Source organism: Streptomyces sp. NPDC047971 (assembly GCF_040653355.1).
Lineage (GTDB): Bacteria > Actinomycetota > Actinomycetes > Streptomycetales > Streptomycetaceae > Streptomyces.
On the sequence record NZ_JBEZNW010000060.1, the window covers coordinates 1 to 15,822 of the forward strand.

At 71.5% G+C, this 15,822-nt stretch carries 13 protein-coding genes, 1 tRNA gene and 1 pseudogene; 4 read left to right on the forward strand and 11 right to left on the reverse strand.

The annotated features are described in order from the left end of the window. Positions 1 to 189 precede the first annotated feature (189 nt). Both AB0D99_RS33345 and AB0D99_RS33350 read right to left on the reverse strand, forming a co-directional pair. A complete protein-coding gene (locus AB0D99_RS33345; RefSeq protein WP_362371096.1) occupies positions 190 to 1,446 on the reverse strand; it encodes an MFS transporter in 1,257 nt (418 codons plus the stop codon). 230 nt (positions 1,447 to 1,676) lie between these two features. After that, positions 1,677 to 2,339, reverse strand: a pseudogene (locus AB0D99_RS33350) (FCD domain-containing protein); the annotation flags it as partial. Positions 2,340 to 2,474: 135 nt separating this feature from the next. Here AB0D99_RS33350 and lpdA point away from each other — a divergent pair. The 3 genes from lpdA to AB0D99_RS33365 all read left to right on the forward strand — a co-directional run bounded on the left by lpdA (position 2,475) and on the right by AB0D99_RS33365 (position 4,850). Further along, the gene (gene lpdA / locus AB0D99_RS33355) at positions 2,475 to 3,878 is read left to right on the forward strand and encodes a dihydrolipoyl dehydrogenase (RefSeq protein WP_362371099.1); all 1,404 of its coding nucleotides are present in this window, start codon (positions 2,475 to 2,477) and stop codon (positions 3,876 to 3,878) included. 35 nt (positions 3,879 to 3,913) lie between these two features. After that, entirely contained in the window at positions 3,914 to 4,600 is a 687-nt protein-coding gene (locus AB0D99_RS33360) for a rhomboid-like protein (RefSeq protein WP_362371102.1), read from the forward strand. 165 nt (positions 4,601 to 4,765) lie between these two features. Continuing rightward, positions 4,766 to 4,850 (forward strand) — tRNA-Ser (locus AB0D99_RS33365). Between the two features lie 208 nt (positions 4,851 to 5,058). Here AB0D99_RS33365 and AB0D99_RS33370 read toward each other — a convergent pair. The 9 genes from AB0D99_RS33370 to AB0D99_RS33410 form a co-directional block, all read right to left on the reverse strand. Then, the gene (locus AB0D99_RS33370; protein ID WP_362371105.1) at positions 5,059 to 5,865 is read right to left on the reverse strand and encodes an HAD family hydrolase; all 807 of its coding nucleotides are present in this window, start codon (positions 5,863 to 5,865) and stop codon (positions 5,059 to 5,061) included. Beyond that, positions 5,862 to 7,151 (reverse strand): serine--tRNA ligase, encoded by a 1,290-nt coding sequence (gene serS / locus AB0D99_RS33375; RefSeq protein WP_362371109.1) that lies wholly within the window; start codon positions 7,149 to 7,151, stop codon positions 5,862 to 5,864. Before serS ends, AB0D99_RS33370 begins: the two co-directional genes overlap by 4 nt. A 578-nt stretch (positions 7,152 to 7,729) precedes the next feature. Then, positions 7,730 to 8,665, reverse strand: a complete 936-nt coding sequence (pheA, locus tag AB0D99_RS33380; protein ID WP_362371112.1) for a prephenate dehydratase — start codon at positions 8,663 to 8,665, stop codon at positions 7,730 to 7,732. 143 nt (positions 8,666 to 8,808) lie between these two features. Further along, entirely contained in the window at positions 8,809 to 10,080 is a 1,272-nt protein-coding gene (gene efeB, locus AB0D99_RS33385; protein WP_362371115.1) for an iron uptake transporter deferrochelatase/peroxidase subunit, read from the reverse strand. Between the two features lie 5 nt (positions 10,081 to 10,085). Beyond that, on the reverse strand, positions 10,086 to 12,176 hold the full coding sequence (locus AB0D99_RS33390; protein WP_362371118.1) for a copper resistance protein CopC: 2,091 nt from the start codon (positions 12,174 to 12,176) through the stop codon (positions 10,086 to 10,088). A gap of 24 nt (positions 12,177 to 12,200) precedes the next feature. Further along, a complete protein-coding gene (locus AB0D99_RS33395; protein WP_362371121.1) occupies positions 12,201 to 12,671 on the reverse strand; it encodes a copper chaperone PCu(A)C in 471 nt (156 codons plus the stop codon). Then, positions 12,668 to 13,399: an SCO family protein gene (locus tag AB0D99_RS33400; protein WP_362371124.1), complete on the reverse strand. Its 732-nt coding sequence runs from the start codon at positions 13,397 to 13,399 to the stop codon at positions 12,668 to 12,670. The genes AB0D99_RS33395 and AB0D99_RS33400 overlap by 4 nt, the downstream gene beginning before the upstream one ends. 28 nt (positions 13,400 to 13,427) lie before the next feature. Then, a complete protein-coding gene (locus AB0D99_RS33405; RefSeq protein ID WP_362371127.1) occupies positions 13,428 to 14,165 on the reverse strand; it encodes a YcnI family protein in 738 nt (245 codons plus the stop codon). Positions 14,166 to 14,305: 140 nt separating this feature from the next. After that, a complete protein-coding gene (locus AB0D99_RS33410) occupies positions 14,306 to 15,100 on the reverse strand; it encodes a hypothetical protein (protein WP_362371130.1) in 795 nt (264 codons plus the stop codon). Between the two features lie 220 nt (positions 15,101 to 15,320). On the opposite strand from AB0D99_RS33410, the gene AB0D99_RS33415 reads away from it, so the two are divergent. Further along, on the forward strand, positions 15,321 to 15,758 hold the full coding sequence (locus AB0D99_RS33415; RefSeq protein ID WP_362371133.1) for an ATP-binding protein: 438 nt from the start codon (positions 15,321 to 15,323) through the stop codon (positions 15,756 to 15,758). Positions 15,759 to 15,822: the final 64 nt, after the last annotated feature.

Consider the following 15,822-nt stretch of genomic DNA (forward strand, 5'->3'; position numbering starts at 1 on the left):
GCGGCCCCCCGGGGGGGGGCCCCCGCCGGCCCCCCGGCCACGGGTTCACGGCGTCGGCCCCGCCCCGCCCGGGCCGGGCTCCGGGATCCGGGGCGTCCGGCGCTCCGGGGGGCTCAGCGGCCTCCGGGGCCTCAGCGGCCTCCGGGGGGCCCGTCGAGTCCCGGGCGCCCGCGAACGGGCTTCCAGGACTCAGACCTTGGCGTCCCTGGCGGCCGACAGCCCGACCCCGAGGGCCGCGCCGCAGACTCCCAGCACCAGCGCGATCGGCACCGTCCAGGAGCCGGTCGCCTGGTGGACGGCGCCGGCGGCGAGCGGCCCCGCCGCGGCCAGCAGATAGCCGACGGTCTGGGCCATGCCGGAGAGCCGGGAAGCGGTGGCCGCGTCGCCCGTCCGCAGCACGATCAGGGTCAGGGCGAGCCCCACCGCCCCGCCCTGGCCGACGCCGAGCAGTGCGGACCACAACCAGGCACCCTGCACGGGAGCGACCATCAGCCCCGCGTACCCCGCCGCGACCAACGTCGTGACGAGGACGACCAGACGACGCTGGCTCCGCATCCGCCCCGCCAGCAGGGGCACGGCGAACGCCCCGGCCACCTGGATCAGATTGTTGAAGGCGAAGACCACGCCGGCCGTCGAGCGGCTCATCCCGTGGTCGGTGAGGATCGTCGGCATCCAGGCGATCAGGACGTACGACCAGAGCGACTGCAGGCCCATGAAGAGCGTGACCTGCCACGCCAGCGCCGAGCGCCAGACGCTCCCGGCCGGCGCCGCGGGGACGGTCCGCACCTCGTGTCCCGTACGGCCCCGGGAGACCAGGACCTGCGGCAGCCAGGCGAGCGCGGCGAGGCCGGCGAGCAGCGACCAGAACCCGAGGGACCCTTCCCAGCCGCGGCCGAGCGCCTGCTCCAGCGGCACGGAGGCCGCCGCCGCGACCGTGGCGCCGGCGATCATCGCGCCCGTGTAGAGCGAGGTCATCGAGGCGGCCCGGTCGGCGAAGTCCCGCTTGATCAGGCCCGGCATCAGCACGTTGAGCAGGGCGATCGCCGTGCCGACCAGGACCCCGCCGCCGTACAGCGCGTACACCGACGGCAGGACGCGCACCAGGATGCCGACGGCGAGCAGTACCAGCGCCGCGGACAGCACCCGCTCCGCGCCGAAGCGCCGCCCCAGCCGGGGCGCGACCAGCGCGCCGACGCCGAGGAAGAGGACGGGTACGGACGTCACCAGCGAGCCGGCGGTCGACGACAGGCCGAAGGAGGCCGCGATCTCACCCGCGAGCGGTGACACGCTCGCGAGCGCCGCGCGCATGTTGAGCGAGGCCAGGACGATCGCGGCCAGTAGCAGGACCGGGTGCGAGAGGACGCCCCGCTGCCCCGCGGCAGCCGGGGCCGAGGGCAGGGCGTCGGCCCTCGCGTCGAGGACCGGCGGCCGGGACTCGGCCCTCACAGCGCCTCACCCGCCCGTTCCTCACGCGAGGTCACGGGTTCCGGTGCGCGCGTCCCCTGCGAGGTCACGGGTTCCGGTGCGCGCGGCTCACGCGGGGCGTCCGTCCCGCGCATCTCCCGTGGCTCGCCCGCCGCCCGTGCCTCCCCCGCGCGCGTCTCCCGTGGCTCGCCCGCTGCCCGTGCCTCCCCCGTCCGGACCGTCGGTGCCCGCTCGGGCCCCGTCCCGCCCGTCAGCGCCGTGATCGTCTCGATCGGAACCCGCAGCAGCTCCCGCGCCCCGGCCTCCGCCGCCTCCGCGTCCCCCGCCTCGATAGCCGAGACCAGGGCCTCGTGCGCGTCGATGTCGACCGGTGGCATGTCCCGGTCGCCGAGCGCCTCCACCAGCACCTCGTGCACCTGTGTGGAGAAGAAGCGGTACACCTCGGTGAAGGCCGCGTTGTGCGTGGCCTCGACGACGGCCAGGTGGAACGCCATGTCCGCGTCCGCGGCACGGTCGCCCTCCTCGCGGAGGGTCGTCAGCACCGCCCGCAGCCGCAGCAGGTCGTGGCTGTCCCGTCGTACCGCCGCGAGGCGTGCCGCCTCCGCCTCCAGCGCCATCCGCAGCTCCATGACGTCCCGCGCGCCCGCGTGCCGCACCCCGCGCAGGACGGCCGCCGGATCGGCGGTCGACCTGACAAAGGTGCCGTTGCCCTGACGGGACTCCAGCAGGCCCGCGTGGACCAGGACGCGCACCGCCTCGCGGACCGTGTTGCGTCCGACGCCCAGCTGCTCGGCGAGCGTGTGCTCGGTCGGGATGCGGTCCCCGACCCCCCATTCGCCCTGTGCCAGCTGGTCGCGCAACTGCTCCACCACGGAGTCCACCAAAGAGGTCCGCCCCGCCGCCTTCAGCCCCATCACCACTCCACACGAGATCACGCGCGATATTCGCCCGGTTGCCCAGTCATCCTACAACTGACGTCCGTGGTGGACGCCGGACTACTGTGGGCCCGTACGTGGACCGAACACCCTCACCACCTTCGGGAGTCAGTCATGTCAGACCGCTTCGACGTCGTCGTACTCGGAGCTGGCCCCGGCGGCTACGTCGCCGCCATCCGCGCCGCCCAGCTGGGCAAGCGGGTCGCGGTCGTCGAAGAGAAGTACTGGGGCGGTGTCTGCCTGAACGTCGGCTGCATCCCCACGAAGGCGCTCCTGCGCAACGCGGAGCTCGCCCACATCTTCAACCACGAGGCGAAGACCTTCGGCATCAAGGTCGACGGCACGGTCACCTTCGACTACGGCGACGCGTTCAGCCGTAGCCGCACGGTCGCGGACGGCCGGGTCAAGGGCGTCCACTTCCTGATGAAGAAGAACGGGATCACGGAGTTCGACGGCCGGGGCACCTTCGTCGACGCGAACACGATGCAGGTCGCCAAGTCCGACGGCACCACGCAGACGATCACCTTCGACAACTGCATCATCGCCACCGGCGCCACTCCGCGGCTGCTCCCGGGCACGGCCCGCAGCGAGCGTGTGGTGACGTACGAGGAGCAGATCCTCGCCGAGGACGTGCCGCAGTCGATCATCATCGCCGGCGCCGGCGCGATCGGCATCGAGTTCGCGTACGTGCTCCACAACTACGGCGTGAAGGTCACCATCGTCGAGTTCCTGGACCGGGTCGCGCCGCTGGAGGACGCCGACGTCTCCAAGGAGCTGGCGAAGCAGTACCGCAAGCTCGGCATCGACGTGCTGACCTCGACCCGCGTCGAGGCGATCGACGAGTCCGGCCCGCAGGTCCGCGTCACCGTCACCGGCAAGGACGGCGCGCAGAAGGTCCTGGAGGCCGACAAGGTGCTCCAGGCCATCGGCTTCGCCCCCAACGTCTCCGGCTTCGGCCTGGAGAACACCGGTGTGGCGCTCACCGAGCGCGGCGCGATCGAGGTCGACGGCCGCTGCCGCACCAACGTGCCGCACATCTACGCCATCGGCGACGTGACCGCGAAGCTGATGCTCGCGCACACCGCCGAGTCCATGGGTGTCGTCGCCGCCGAGACCATCGGGGACGCCGAGACCATGGAGCTCGACTACCCGATGATCCCGCGCGCCACGTACTGCCAGCCGCAGATCGCCAGCTTCGGCTGGACCGAGGCGCAGGCGCGGGAGAAGGGCTACGACGTCAAGGTCGCCAAGTTCCCCTTCACCGCCAACGGCAAGGCGCACGGCCTCGGTGACGCCACCGGCTTCGTGAAGATCATCGCCGACGCGCAGTACGGCGAGATCATCGGCGCCCACCTGATCGGCCCCGACGTCACGGAGCTGCTGCCCGAGCTGACCCTGGCGCAGCAGTGGGACCTGACGGTCAACGAGGTCGCCCGGAACGTCCACGCGCACCCGACGCTGGGCGAGGCCGTCAAGGAGGCCGTCCACGGTCTTGCCGGACACATGATCAATTTCTAGGGATTCTCCTGGTCCAGGGTGATAGGCACGGACGCGTGCCGAGTGAAACCCTCCCTGGTGGTGCACCGGGTGGCGAACCGTCCCGACCGATCAGGTCGTGGGTGCGGTCGTCACCCGGTACGCATCTCTGGCTGCTCGTCATCGCGATCACCAGCGTCGTCATCGCGGTCTCGTCGGACGGCCTGGAGCACTACCTCCTGCACCGCAACTCCAGCAATCTGCACCAGCTGTCCCACCATCCGCTGCAGGCCCTGCTCGGCAGCGCGTTCTGGATCGAGGACCCCTCCGACTTCGTCCTGTACGCGGTGCTGTTCGAGCTCTTCCACGCGCCGGTCGAGCGCTGGCTCGGGACGCTGCGATGGTTCCTCACGGTGGCCACCGCACACGTCGCGGCGACCCTCATCAGCCAGCAGGTCGTCCTGGAGGCGATCCGGGACCACGACGTGCCGCGCAGCATGGCGCATGTCGTGGACATCGGAGTGAGTTACGGGATCGCGGCGTCGATCGGCATCCTCACGTACCGGATCCCACGGCCCTGGCGGTGGCTCTACCTGGCGGCGGCGGTGACCGTCTTCGCCGTACCGCTCTTCACCAGCCACACGTACACGGATCTGGGGCACGCGATCTCGCTGGTGATCGGTCTCGCGTGCCGGCCGCTCACCCGGGGCGTCGAACCGCCCGGTAATTCGGTGGCCGCCGAACCTCCGCCGCGCGCACACTAGTTGTGCGGGAGACACCCGCCGTGAGACCGGGGAGGAGCGCGACGATGACCGACACCAGTTCGAGCCGGAGTTCGAGTCCGTCGAGCTCCCTGCAGGGCGGCGCCCCCTAGCGCCGCCGGGGCGGCCGCTTCGAGCGCGCGGGTCAGCCGCGCGGGCCGCCCACCCGGAGGATTGGCCGAGTGGTAAGGCAGCGGCTTGCTAAGCCGTCGTCGGGGTCACCCCCGCGCGCGTTCGATCCGCGCATCCTCCGCATGGCACCTGGACGGGCGGCGACCAGCGTGCGCACCCGCCGGGCGCCAAGGGCGGAGAGCCGCACCCGCCGGGCGACGGGGGCGGAGAGCCGCACCCGCCGAGCGACAGGGGCGGAGAGCCCGGCGCGATCCGGAAGGAACGCCCCAGGGGCGTCCTGTCGATCAGGCCGGGCTCGTCAGGACAACCGTTGTCCCGGGACCACACGCCTAGCCCGCGAGCAGGCGCTCCAGGACCACCGCGATGCCGTCCTCCTCGTTCGAGGCCGTCACCTCGTCCGCGACCGACTTCAGGTCGTCGTGGGCGTTGGCCATCGCCACGCCGTGCGCCGCCCAGCCGAACATCGGGACGTCGTTCGGCATGTCGCCGAAGGCGATCGTCTCGGCGGCCTTCACACCCAGTCGGCGCGCCGCGAGCGACAGGCCCGTCGCCTTGGTCAGGCCCAGCGGGAGGATCTCCACGATGCCGGGGCCGGCCATGACCACGTCCACCAGGCTGCCGACCGTCCGGCGGGCGGCACTCGCCAGCTCGTCGTCCGACAGCGTCGGGTGCTGGATGTAGAGCTTGTTCAGCGGAGCGGACCACAGCTCGGTCGGGTCCTCGAAGGGGACCACCGGCAGCGGGCCTTCCTGGACCCGGTAGCCGGGGCTGACCAGCACCTCGCCGTCGAGGCCGTCGCGGCTGGCGGCCAGCGCCAGCGGCCCGACCTCGGCCTCGATCTTGGACAGCGCGAGACCGGCGAGCTGCCGGTCGAGGGTGACGGAGGTCAGCAGGCGGTGCTCGCCCGCGTGGTAGACCTGCGCTCCCTGACCGCAGACCGCGAGCCCCTCGTAGCCGAGGTCGTCCAGGATGTGCCGCGTCCAGGGGACGGAGCGGCCCGTGACGACGATGTGCGCGGCCCCCGCCGCCACCGCGGCGGCGAGGGCGTCACGCGTACGGTCCGAGACCGACTCGTCGGCGCGCAGCAGCGTGCCGTCGAGATCGGTCGCGACGAGCTTGTACGGGAACGGGCTCACTTGGAGATCGGCTCCAGGACCTCACGGCCACCGAGGTACGGCCGCAGCACCTCCGGCACCCGCACCGAACCGTCCGGCAGCTGGTGGTTCTCCAGGATCGCCACGATCGTGCGCGGTACGGCGCACAGCGTGCCGTTCAGCGTCGCCAGCGGCTGGACGACCTTCTTGCCGTTCCGCTCGTCGCGCATCCGCACGGACAGGCGGCGCGCCTGGAAGCCGTCGCAGTTCGACGCCGAGGTCAGCTCGCGGTACTTGCCCTGCGTCGGGATCCACGCCTCGCAGTCGAACTTGCGGGAGGCGGAGGAGCCCAGGTCGCCGGTGGCCACGTCGATCACCTGGAAGGGCAGCTCCAGGCTGGTCAGCCACTGCTTCTCCCATTCCAGGAGCCGCTTGTGCTCGTTCTCGGCGTCCTCGGGAGCGACGTACGAGAACATCTCGACCTTGTCGAACTGGTGGACCCGGAAGATGCCCCGGGTGTCCTTGCCGTAGGTGCCCGCCTCGCGGCGGAAGCACGGCGAGAAGCCGGCGTAGCGCAGCGGGAGCTTGTCCGCGTCGATGATCTCGTCCATGTGGTACGCGGCGAGCGGCACCTCGGACGTACCGACGAGGTAGAAGTCGTCCTTCTCCAGGTGGTACACGTTCTCCGCGGCCTGGCCGAGGAAGCCGGTGCCCTCCATGGCGCGCGGGCGGACCAGCGCCGGCGTCAGCATCGGGATGAACCCGGCCTCGGTCGCCTGCGCGATCGCCGCGTTGACGAGGGCCAGCTCCAGCAGGGCGCCGACACCCGTGAGGTAGTAGAAGCGCGAGCCGGAGACCTTGGCGCCCCGCTCGACGTCGATGGCGCCCAGCGCCTCGCCCAGCTCCAGGTGGTCCTTGGGCTCGAAGCCCTCGGCCGCGAAGTCGCGGATGGTGCCGTGCGTCTCGAGGACGACGAAGTCCTCCTCGCCGCCGACGGGCACGTCCGCGTGGACGATGTTCCCGAGCTTGAGCAGGAGCGCGCGGGCCGTCTCGTCGGCCTCGTTCTGCTCGGCCTCGGCGGCCTTGACGTCGGTCTTGAGCTGCTCGGCCCGCTGCAGGAGCTCGGCACGCTCCTCGGGGGTGGCCTTGGGGATCAGCTTGCCGAGCGACTTCTGCTCGGAACGGAGCTCGTCGAAGCGGACGCCGGACGACCTGCGCCGCTCATCGGCGGAGAGCAGGGCGTCGACGAGGGCGACGTCCTCTCCACGGGCGCGCTGGGAGGCGCGAACACGGTCGGGGTCCTCACGGAGCAGGCGAAGGTCAATCACCCCACCAGGCTACCGGTGCGGGCTCGTGGCACCTCAACCGGATATAGCCTTGCGTGTCGCTTTGCCCGAATTGCCGGAGTTAGGAAATGCTCGCCCTATTCGTCAATAAAGCGGCCGCGAGCCCCCCGAAAAGGGGCGGATCGGCTTGCGCGACTTGACCGAACCGCCCTGTGGATCAAGGGGCTTCTCCACAGGGGAATCCCCCTCCCGGTGGTTATCCACAGGCTGTGCGGAAGATCTGTGGATTGCGGAAGAGATCGTTCCGAATCGACTCCGAGGGCCTCAGGATTCCCTGATCAAACCCCCCTCACACACTCATTCGGGTGGGAATTCCTCGCCCTAAAGAGTTGATCAATGGAATTGAGGTGACAGCGGCCGACTCGACGCACTGTGGACGCTTGTGGAGTGACTAGGGCGATTTGTCGACCATGTCTGCATGTGTTGTCGACTTGTCCCCAGGTCGAGAAGCGGCCCTGTGGATAACTTCTGTGGGTAACCGAAAAGTATGCAGGTAGGACTAGTGGTTCACACCTGTGGACGACCGCCCCCGGCATCGGGGGCGGTGGGGCACCCTCGGATCAGGCCCGACCGTCCTGGGCCCTCGCCAGCCAATCGGAGGCCGCCGTGAACTCCTCGTCCGACGTCCCGCGCCGCAGTCCCCGCACGTCCTCCCGCGAGACGCCGGCCCTCGGGTACGAACCGAGGAAGCGCACCTTCGGGCAGATCCGCTTGAGGCCCATCAGCGCCTCGCCCACCCGGCGCTCGGAGATATGACCCTCGGCGTCCACGGCGAAGCAGTAGTTCCCGATGCCCGCGCCCGTCGGACGGGACTGGATCAGCATCAGGTTGACCCCGCGGACCGCGAACTCCTGGAGCAGTTCGAGGAGCGCGCCGGGGTGGTCCTCGCCCAGCCAGAGCACGACCGAGGTCTTGTCCGCGCCCGTCGGAGCCGCCGGTCGTGCGGGTCGGCCCACCAGCACGAATCGGGTCTCGGCGTTCTCCGCGTCGTGGATCTCGGTGACCAGGGCCTCCAGCCCGTAGGTCGCCGCGGCGAACTCGCCGGCGAAGGCCGCGTCGAAACGCCCCTCCTGGACGAGTCGCGCGCCGTCCGCGTTCGACGCGGCCGACTCCCACAGGGCGTCGGGCAGGTGGGCCCGCATCCAGTTCCGGACCTGGGGCTGGGCGACCGGGTGCCCGGTGACCGTCTTGATCTCCGACAGGCTGGTGCCCGGCCGTACGAGCAGGGCGAAGGCGATCGGCAGGACCACCTCGCGGTAGATCATCAGCGGCTCGCCGGAAGCCAGCTCGTCCAGGGTCGCGGTGACCCCGCCCTCCACCGAGTTCTCGATCGGGACGAGGGCGGCGGCGGCCTCTCCGTTGCGTACGGCGTCCAGCGCGGCCGGCACGGAGACCATCGGGGCGAGCTCCCGGGTCGCGGCCTCGGGCAGCGTACGCAGCGCGGCCTCCGTGAAAGTGCCTTCGGGACCGAGATACGTATACCGGGTGGCTGACATACGGTCACCCTAATAGGCGCGGGACGTGCCGACCCCCTGGCCGCCCGGGCGGCGGGACCTACCGGCCCTGCCCGCCGGGACAGCGGGACCTACCGGCCCTGCCCGCCGGGACAGCGGGACGTACCGGCCCCGCCCGCCCCGGCTCAGGACTCCAGCAGCCGCTGGCCCACGTACTCGCCCTCGGCCGCCCCGCCCGGCACGGCGAACAGACCGCTCGCCTCGTGCCGGAGGAACGGGGACAGCGCGTCGCCCCGGTCGAGCTTGCGCTGCACGGGCACGAAGCCCCTCAGCGGATCGGCCTGCCAGCAGACGAAGAGCAGCCCCGCGTCGGGTGTGCCGTCCGGGCCGATGCCGTCGTGGAAGGAGAAGGGCCTGCGGAGCATCGCCGCTCCGCCGTTCTGTTCGGGGGCGGAGATCCGGGAGTGGGCGTTGTCCGGGATGACGAGTTCGCCGTCCGGTCCGATCTTGTCGAGATCGAGTTCGGTCGTCTCGCTCCCGCCGGTGAGCGGGGCACCGTCCGACTTCCGTCGGCCGATGACCTTCTCCTGCTTGTCGAGGGGGAGCGCCTCCCAGTCGTCGAGCAGCATCCGGATGCGACGGACGACGGCGTACGAACCTCCGGCCATCCACTCCTGGGCCCCGGCGGCGCCGCCCGTGGTCTCCGGGACGAAGATCCGCCGGTCGAAGTCGGGCTCGGAGGGCTTGGGGTTGCCGGTGCCGTCGACCTGACCCATCAGGTTCCGCGCCGTCATCGGTGTGGCGGTGGCGCCGGCGGAGCGGTTGAAGCCGTTCATCTGCCAGCGGACCCCGGCCGCCGCGCCCGCGTCCTTCTGGAGCGCGCGCAGGGCGTGGAAGGCGACCAGGGCGTCGTCCGCTCCGATCTGCACCCACAGGTCGCCCTCCGACCGCTTCGGGTCGAGCGCGTCGGCGGAGAAGGCGGGCAGCGGATCGAGCTGGGCCGGGCGGCGCGCGGTGAGTCCCGTACGGCCGAAGAAGGAGTGCCCGAAGCCGAAGGTGACCGTCAGCGAGGAGGGGCCCGCGTCCAGGGCGATACCGGTGTCGTCGGTCGACGGCTCGCCCGCCATCAGCGCCTTCGCCGTCGCCGACCAGCGGCGCAGCAGTGCGGCCGCCTCCTTCCGGCCCGCGCCCGGCGCGAGGTCGAAGGCGATCAGATGGCCCCGCGACTGAAGCGGAGTGGTGATCCCCGCTTGATGTTTCCCGTGAAACATCGCCCGCGTCGCCCCGACCGTCGTCAGCGCCTTCGCGTCCGTGGTCGCCGAGGAGCCGGAGCCGGTGACCGCCGCGTACACCCCGGCGCCGCCGCCGGCGCCGAGGACGATGCCCGCGGCACCCGCGGCGCCGACCGTACCGAGCACGCGCCGGCGGGAGATCTCAAGCTTGTCGTCGTCGCTCACGTGGCTCAGCCGATCTTCACGTTCTTGTCGATGGTGGTCTGGTCGATGTCGGACGTACGGACCGTCACCTGGATCTGCCATTCGCCGGCCATCGGGATCTGGACGCCGCTCGCGCTCCAGTGTCCGGTCTGGATCCGGTCGGGCACGACCGGCAGCGGGCCGACGTTCTTCTCCTTCAAGGTGAACGCCACCTTGATCTCGGGCACGTCCAGCGGGCGCCCGTTGGGCCGGTCGACATAGATGTGGAGGGCGTTGGCCCCCGTACGACCGGGGTCGAGGCTGAGCCGTACCGTCCCCTTGCCGTCCACGCCCCCGGTGTCGAAGGGCAGCCGGATGTCCACGGGGCGCTCGGGCACGGCGGTCGAGCCGGACGCGGCCTGGGAGCGCCCCGCCTCCTCCTCCGTACGACCGGGTTCGGTCGAGGTGAGGACGGTGGTCACGGCGAGCAGGACCACGGCGACGACGGTCTCCGTCAGGACGGAGCGGCGCAGGCCGGTGCGCTCGGGGTCGGCATCGCGGTCGCGCTTCTTCCGGGCGGTGGCGACGGCGACCCGCTGCCGGGCGAGCTGGGCAGCCCGCTCGGGGTCGACGGGCTCGTCCGGGGCGGTCGCCGCGGAGGAGCCGTCATCGGTGCCGACGGCCTCGTCGTCCGCCTCGTCCGCCTCCTCCTCCGTGTCGGCGCCCGGGCCGTCGTCCGTGCCGGCCCCCGTGTCGGCGTCGTGACCCGCGTCGTCGTCGGTGCCCGCGTTCGTTCCGGGCCCGTCGGCCTGCGTGCCGCCGTCATCGCCGGTGGCGCCGGTCTCGTCGGACGCGGTGGTCTCCCCGTCGGTGTCCTCGTCGGCTCCGGCCCTCGCCGGGGCGCCGAGCCGCTGGGTCCAGCGGCGGGAGATCCACGCGATCCCCACCAGCACGGCCACGAGCCCGACCTTGACCAGCAGCAGCTGTCCGTACGACGTGCCGGTCAGGGCCGACCAGGAGCCGACCTGCCGCCAGGACTGGTAGAGCCCGGTCGCGGCCAGGACGACCACCGAACCGAAGGCGACCTTCGAGAAGCGCTCGACGGCCGCGCGCTCGATGTCGGGCGCCCGGTAGAGCGCGACGAGCAGCGTGGTCAGGCCGCCCAGCCAGGCCGCGACCGCCAGCAGGTGCAGGATGTCGACGGGCATGGCGATGCCGGGCTGAAGGCCGGTGGAGGCATGCTCGGCGAGCGCCCAGGTTCCCGCGACGCCGGTCGCCACCACGCCGCCGCCGATCGCGAGTCCGAAGGTGAGGTCCTTCTTCTCCTTCTCGTCGGTCCGCTTCGTGTAGGCGCCGAAGAGCACGGCGACGAAGAGCGCCGCCGCGCCCAGCAGCATCAGCCGGGAGATGAGCGCGGCTCCGGTCTTCGTCTCCAGGACGGACTTCAGTCCGCCGAGGTCGAAGGCGTCGGCGAGTTCGCCGGAGCCGGTGTACGGGTTGCGCAGCAGCAGCATGACCAGGGTGGCCGCGGTCAGTGTCAGCCAGCCCCTGACGACGAGCCGCTGCACGGGACGCACACCGGCGCCGCGCGGCCAGCAGGCCAGCACGAAGGCGCCGCCGCCGACGAGGACGACGAAGCCGGCGTAGGAGACGTAGCGGGCGATGCCGTACAGCGTGCCGACGAGCCCGCCGCCGGCCGCCTGTTCGGGCAGGGCGACGGAGGTCTGGGAGGGGGCGCCGACGGAGAAGGTGAAGGCGCCCGCGATGGGGTGGCTGTCCGCCGAGACGGTCTGCCAGGCGACGGTGTACGTGCCCTCGGGCAGGCCGGAGCGGAGCCCCACCCCGTACTTGACGATCGATCCGCTGCACAGGTCGCGGATCTCTCCGGTGTCCACCCGCTTCCCCGCCGGGTCGAGGACCCGGATCGAGTCGGTGCTCATGGCGACCTGCTCGGAGAAGGTGAGGTTGACGTCCTTGGGGGCGGTGGCGACCACCGCCCCGTCCTCGGGGTCGCTGCCGGTGAGCGCGGCGTGCGCGGCCGCGGGGCCGGCGCCGGCGAGCAGCGCGCCGAGGAGCGCGGCCGTGACGAGCAGCAGCCGGGTCAGGGCGGTGCCGAGGCGCGGGGCGGTGGCTGTCATCTGTGTGTCAGTCCCTCAACTAGCTCAGTGCTGCTTCGGGTTGTGGGTGGCCGCCTCGACGGGCAGCTCCACCTTGATGGGCGCGGCCTTCTCGAAGTGCAGCTCGATACCGACCTTCTCGCCCTGCTTCGGCTGCGTCTTCAGCCCCATGAACATGATGTGGCTGCCACCGCGTTCGAGCTTCAGCTCACCGTTGGCAGGGATGTCGAAGGACTTCACCTGCTGCATCTTCTGGTTCTTCGTCTCGTGGATCTGTACGTCGTCCGAGATCGGGCTGGTGACGGAGGTCAGCTTGTCGGCCGTTCCGCTGTCGTTGGTGATGGTCAGGAAGCCGCCCGCCATGTCCATCACGGGCTGCGGCATGAACGCGCCGCTGACCTTCAGTTCGGGCTTGCCGTCCGCCTTGTCGGAGGAGCTGTCGGAGGAGCACCCCGTCAGCGCCAGGCTCCCGGTGAGGGCGACGGCGGCGATCAGGGTGGTGGTGCGGCGGTTCACGGGTTCTCCCCCTTGATGATCTTCGGCAGGTCCTTGGCGTAGTCCTCGACGGTCGTGTCCTCGCCGTACAGGACGTAGCCCTGGTCGGTCGTGGGCGAGAAGGCGATCACCTGGGCTCCGTGCATGGAGACGACCGAGCCGTCCTTCCCCTTCTTCGGCGGGTCGATGCCGATGCCGATCTGACGGGCGCCCGCCTGGATCGTGGAGAAGTCGCCGGTGAGACCGGTGAAGGAGGGGTCACCCGCGGCCGGGAGCCACTTGGCCAGTTCGGCCGAGGTGTCCCGCTCGGGGTCGGTGGTGACGAAGACGACCTGGAGCTTGTCCTGGTCCGCCTTGGGGAGCTGCTTCTTGGCGATGGCGATGTTGCTCATCGTCAGCGGGCAGACGTCGGGGCAGTGCGTGTAGCCGAAGTAGATCAGCGTGGGCTTGCCCTTGGTCCGCTCGCGGAGGTCGAACTTCTGGCCCTTGGTGTCCGTGAGGACGAGGTCGGGCTTGGTGAACGGCCGGTCGAGGACCGTCGCCGCCTTGGTGGAGCTGCCGTCGGAGGAGACCTCGGCGACGGCCCCGTTTCCGGAGCCCGTCGCCTTGTCGTCGCCTCCGCCGAGGCCGACGACGGCCGTCACCGCGAGGGCGGCGACGATCGCGACGGCCGCGGCGACGAGCGGGACGCGACGGCTCGGCCGCGCCCCCTCATCGGTCTTCGGATCGGTCGACTTCTGGACTGACATGGATCGTGTTCTCTCTGACGAAAGGGGTTCAGGCCGAGCGGCGACGGCCCGCGAGCAGACCGAAGGCGACACCGGCGACGCCCACGAGGATGCCGACGACACCGAGCACACGGGCGGTGGTGTCACTGGTGTCGGAGCCGGCGGCCTCGGTGTGGGACTTCTCGGACCCGGCCTTGTCGTCGTGACCGGCCTTGTCGTCCGTCTTCGCGGCGCCGCCGTGGTGGTCCTCGGTGGCCGCGGAGAGCTTCAGCACCGGGGCGGGGTTCTGCGGCTCGGCCGCGCCCTCCTTGGTCTCCTCGATCCAGCGGACGACCTCGTTGTTGTCGTAGGTCTGGATGGCCTTGAGGACGAGCTGGTCGGCGTCCTCCGGCAGCTGGCCGAGCGAGAGCGGGAACTGCTGGAACTGCCCCGGGCCGATCTTCGAACCGTCGGCGGTCCAGGTGACCTTGGAGACGGCCTCGTTGATCTTCTTGCCGTGCAGCTCCAGCGGCTTGGCGAGCTTGGACTTGGTGACCTCGGCCTTCCAGCCCGGCACCGGCTGCGGCATCACGGACGCGAGCGGGTGGTCGGTGGGGAAGTTGACCTCGACCTTGACGGTGGAGGCGTTGTCGCGCTCGTTGGGGACCTTGATGTTGACGGTCGCGTAGCCGCCCTTCGCGGCCTCGCCCTGCGGCTGCACGCTGACGTGCGCGAAGGCGGTTCCGGAGAGCAGGACGACGGAGGAGACGGCGATGCCACCGGCGAGGGCGATACGGGAGACGTTCATGGCAGAGGACACTCCAGCTCGGGAGAGAAGGGGAAGGACCGCCGCGCCGACGGCCGGGAACGACGCGAGTCGACGCGAACGACCGGTCACGGGCGCGTGGATGCGGAACATCGCGGCCCGCTCCCTGTGAGCGGTCCGCGTCAGGCTGCGAGGACGCAGTCGGCGGTCGGCGGGCCGCGACGGATCACCGTGTGCTGGAGTGCTGCCGCGACAGGCGGCGCGGAGGCGTCGGCCGCGGTACGGGCGGGGCGGCGCGGACCGGCCGTCGGCAGCCCGGGCAGACCGGAGAGGAGCGCCCGTACGAGAGCGAGTGCGGCGCGCAGGGAGCGGACGAGGGCGCCTTCCGCGAGCTCGGTCGCTCCCTGGGCGGAGAGCCTGACGAGCCGGCCGAGGGCGAGGTCGCCGCGGCGCAGCAGCCAGCCGGTGGCGAGCGCGGCCAGCAGATGGCCGAGCACCATGGGCAGGTCGGGCAGCAGCTCGGCGTTGTGCGCGGCGCCGGTCGCCACGTGGGCGGCGTGCGGCCGGCCGGCCGCGGCGGCCGGGTCGAGACCGGCGTCGGTGATGATCCGGGTCGCGTCGGCGGGGCTGAGCGACGCGGCGCCCGCGCCGCAGACCAGCTTGGCGGCCATGCGGATCAGCGCGTCGTCGGAGGCCGGGCCGAGTGCTCCGGCCGTGAGCGGACGCTGTCCGAGTCCGAACAGCACGTGCAGTCCGAGCTGTCCGCCGGCCAGCGCCGTGACGATGACGGGCAGCGAGCGCTCCCGCCCGGCGAAGAGCACGGTGATGCCGAAGACGCCGAGGAATCCGGCGACGACGGCCCACGGCGCGATGCCCGCGCACGCGGCGACGGCGTGTCCGAGCCCGGACAGCACGACGCAGACCGCGGTGAACACCGCGGCCCTCAGCAGACGCGGTGCGAGCGCGGGGGCAGACATGGCGGGGCCATCATCGCACCAGCCCCCCACCTGCCATACGGCAGGTCCGGAAGATCACCGTTTGGCTGCTTCGGGCCGGACATACACCGGCGTCCGGCGTGCCCACATCCGCCGAATGAGGGCTCTTGTCTTCCCCGGGGGCTTACGGACCCCCGAGGGCGGCAATACGTATCGGTATGTCGCGCCGCAGCATGTCGAGCCGCAGCCAGGAGGCTGAAGCATGAGCATCTGGTGGTCCTTCCAGCTGAGGCGCGAGGCCGCGAGCGTGCCGCTCGCCCGGCGGCTCCTTCTCGGCACGATGGAGACCGCGGGCGTCGACCCGGACGTGTCCTACGAGTTGTCGGTGGCCCTGACCGAGGCGTGCGCCAACGCCGTCGAGCACGGTGGCGACACCGGATCCGGCATGGCCTCCGAGGCGTACCGGGTCACGGCCTATCTCGACGGCGAGACCTGTCGGATCGAGGTGGCGGATTCGGGGCCCGGCTTCTCGGGGTGTCCGCTGCCCGCCGCCGAGGACGCCGAGAACGGTCGTGGTCTGCGGCTGATCGAGGAGCTCGCCGACCACGTCCACTTCGGCCGCACGGGCCGGGGCGGGGCGCTCGTGAGCTTCGACAAGATCGTCAAATGGCGGGCGGACGCCCCCCTCGCGCTGACCTGAATCCGGTGACCCGTGACGGCCCGATCCGTCGACGTACGACGGAAGGGCCCCCGCCGACGTGATC

Excerpts from the sequence above, each read along its gene's own strand:
- pheA (WP_362371112.1), bottom strand. The coding sequence starts at position 8,665 with ATGTCAGCCACCCGGTATACGTATCTCGGTCCCGAAGGCACTTTCACG.
- lpdA (WP_362371099.1), top strand. The coding sequence starts at position 2,475 with ATGTCAGACCGCTTCGACGTCGTCGTACTCGGAGCTGGCCCCGGCGGC.
- AB0D99_RS33410 (WP_362371130.1), bottom strand. The coding sequence starts at position 15,100 with ATGTCTGCCCCCGCGCTCGCACCGCGTCTGCTGAGGGCCGCGGTGTTC.
- AB0D99_RS33415 (WP_362371133.1), top strand. The coding sequence starts at position 15,321 with ATGAGCATCTGGTGGTCCTTCCAGCTGAGGCGCGAGGCCGCGAGCGTG.
- AB0D99_RS33390 (WP_362371118.1), bottom strand. The coding sequence starts at position 12,176 with ATGACAGCCACCGCCCCGCGCCTCGGCACCGCCCTGACCCGGCTGCTG.
- AB0D99_RS33400 (WP_362371124.1), bottom strand. The coding sequence starts at position 13,399 with ATGTCAGTCCAGAAGTCGACCGATCCGAAGACCGATGAGGGGGCGCGG.
- AB0D99_RS33405 (WP_362371127.1), bottom strand. The coding sequence starts at position 14,165 with ATGAACGTCTCCCGTATCGCCCTCGCCGGTGGCATCGCCGTCTCCTCC.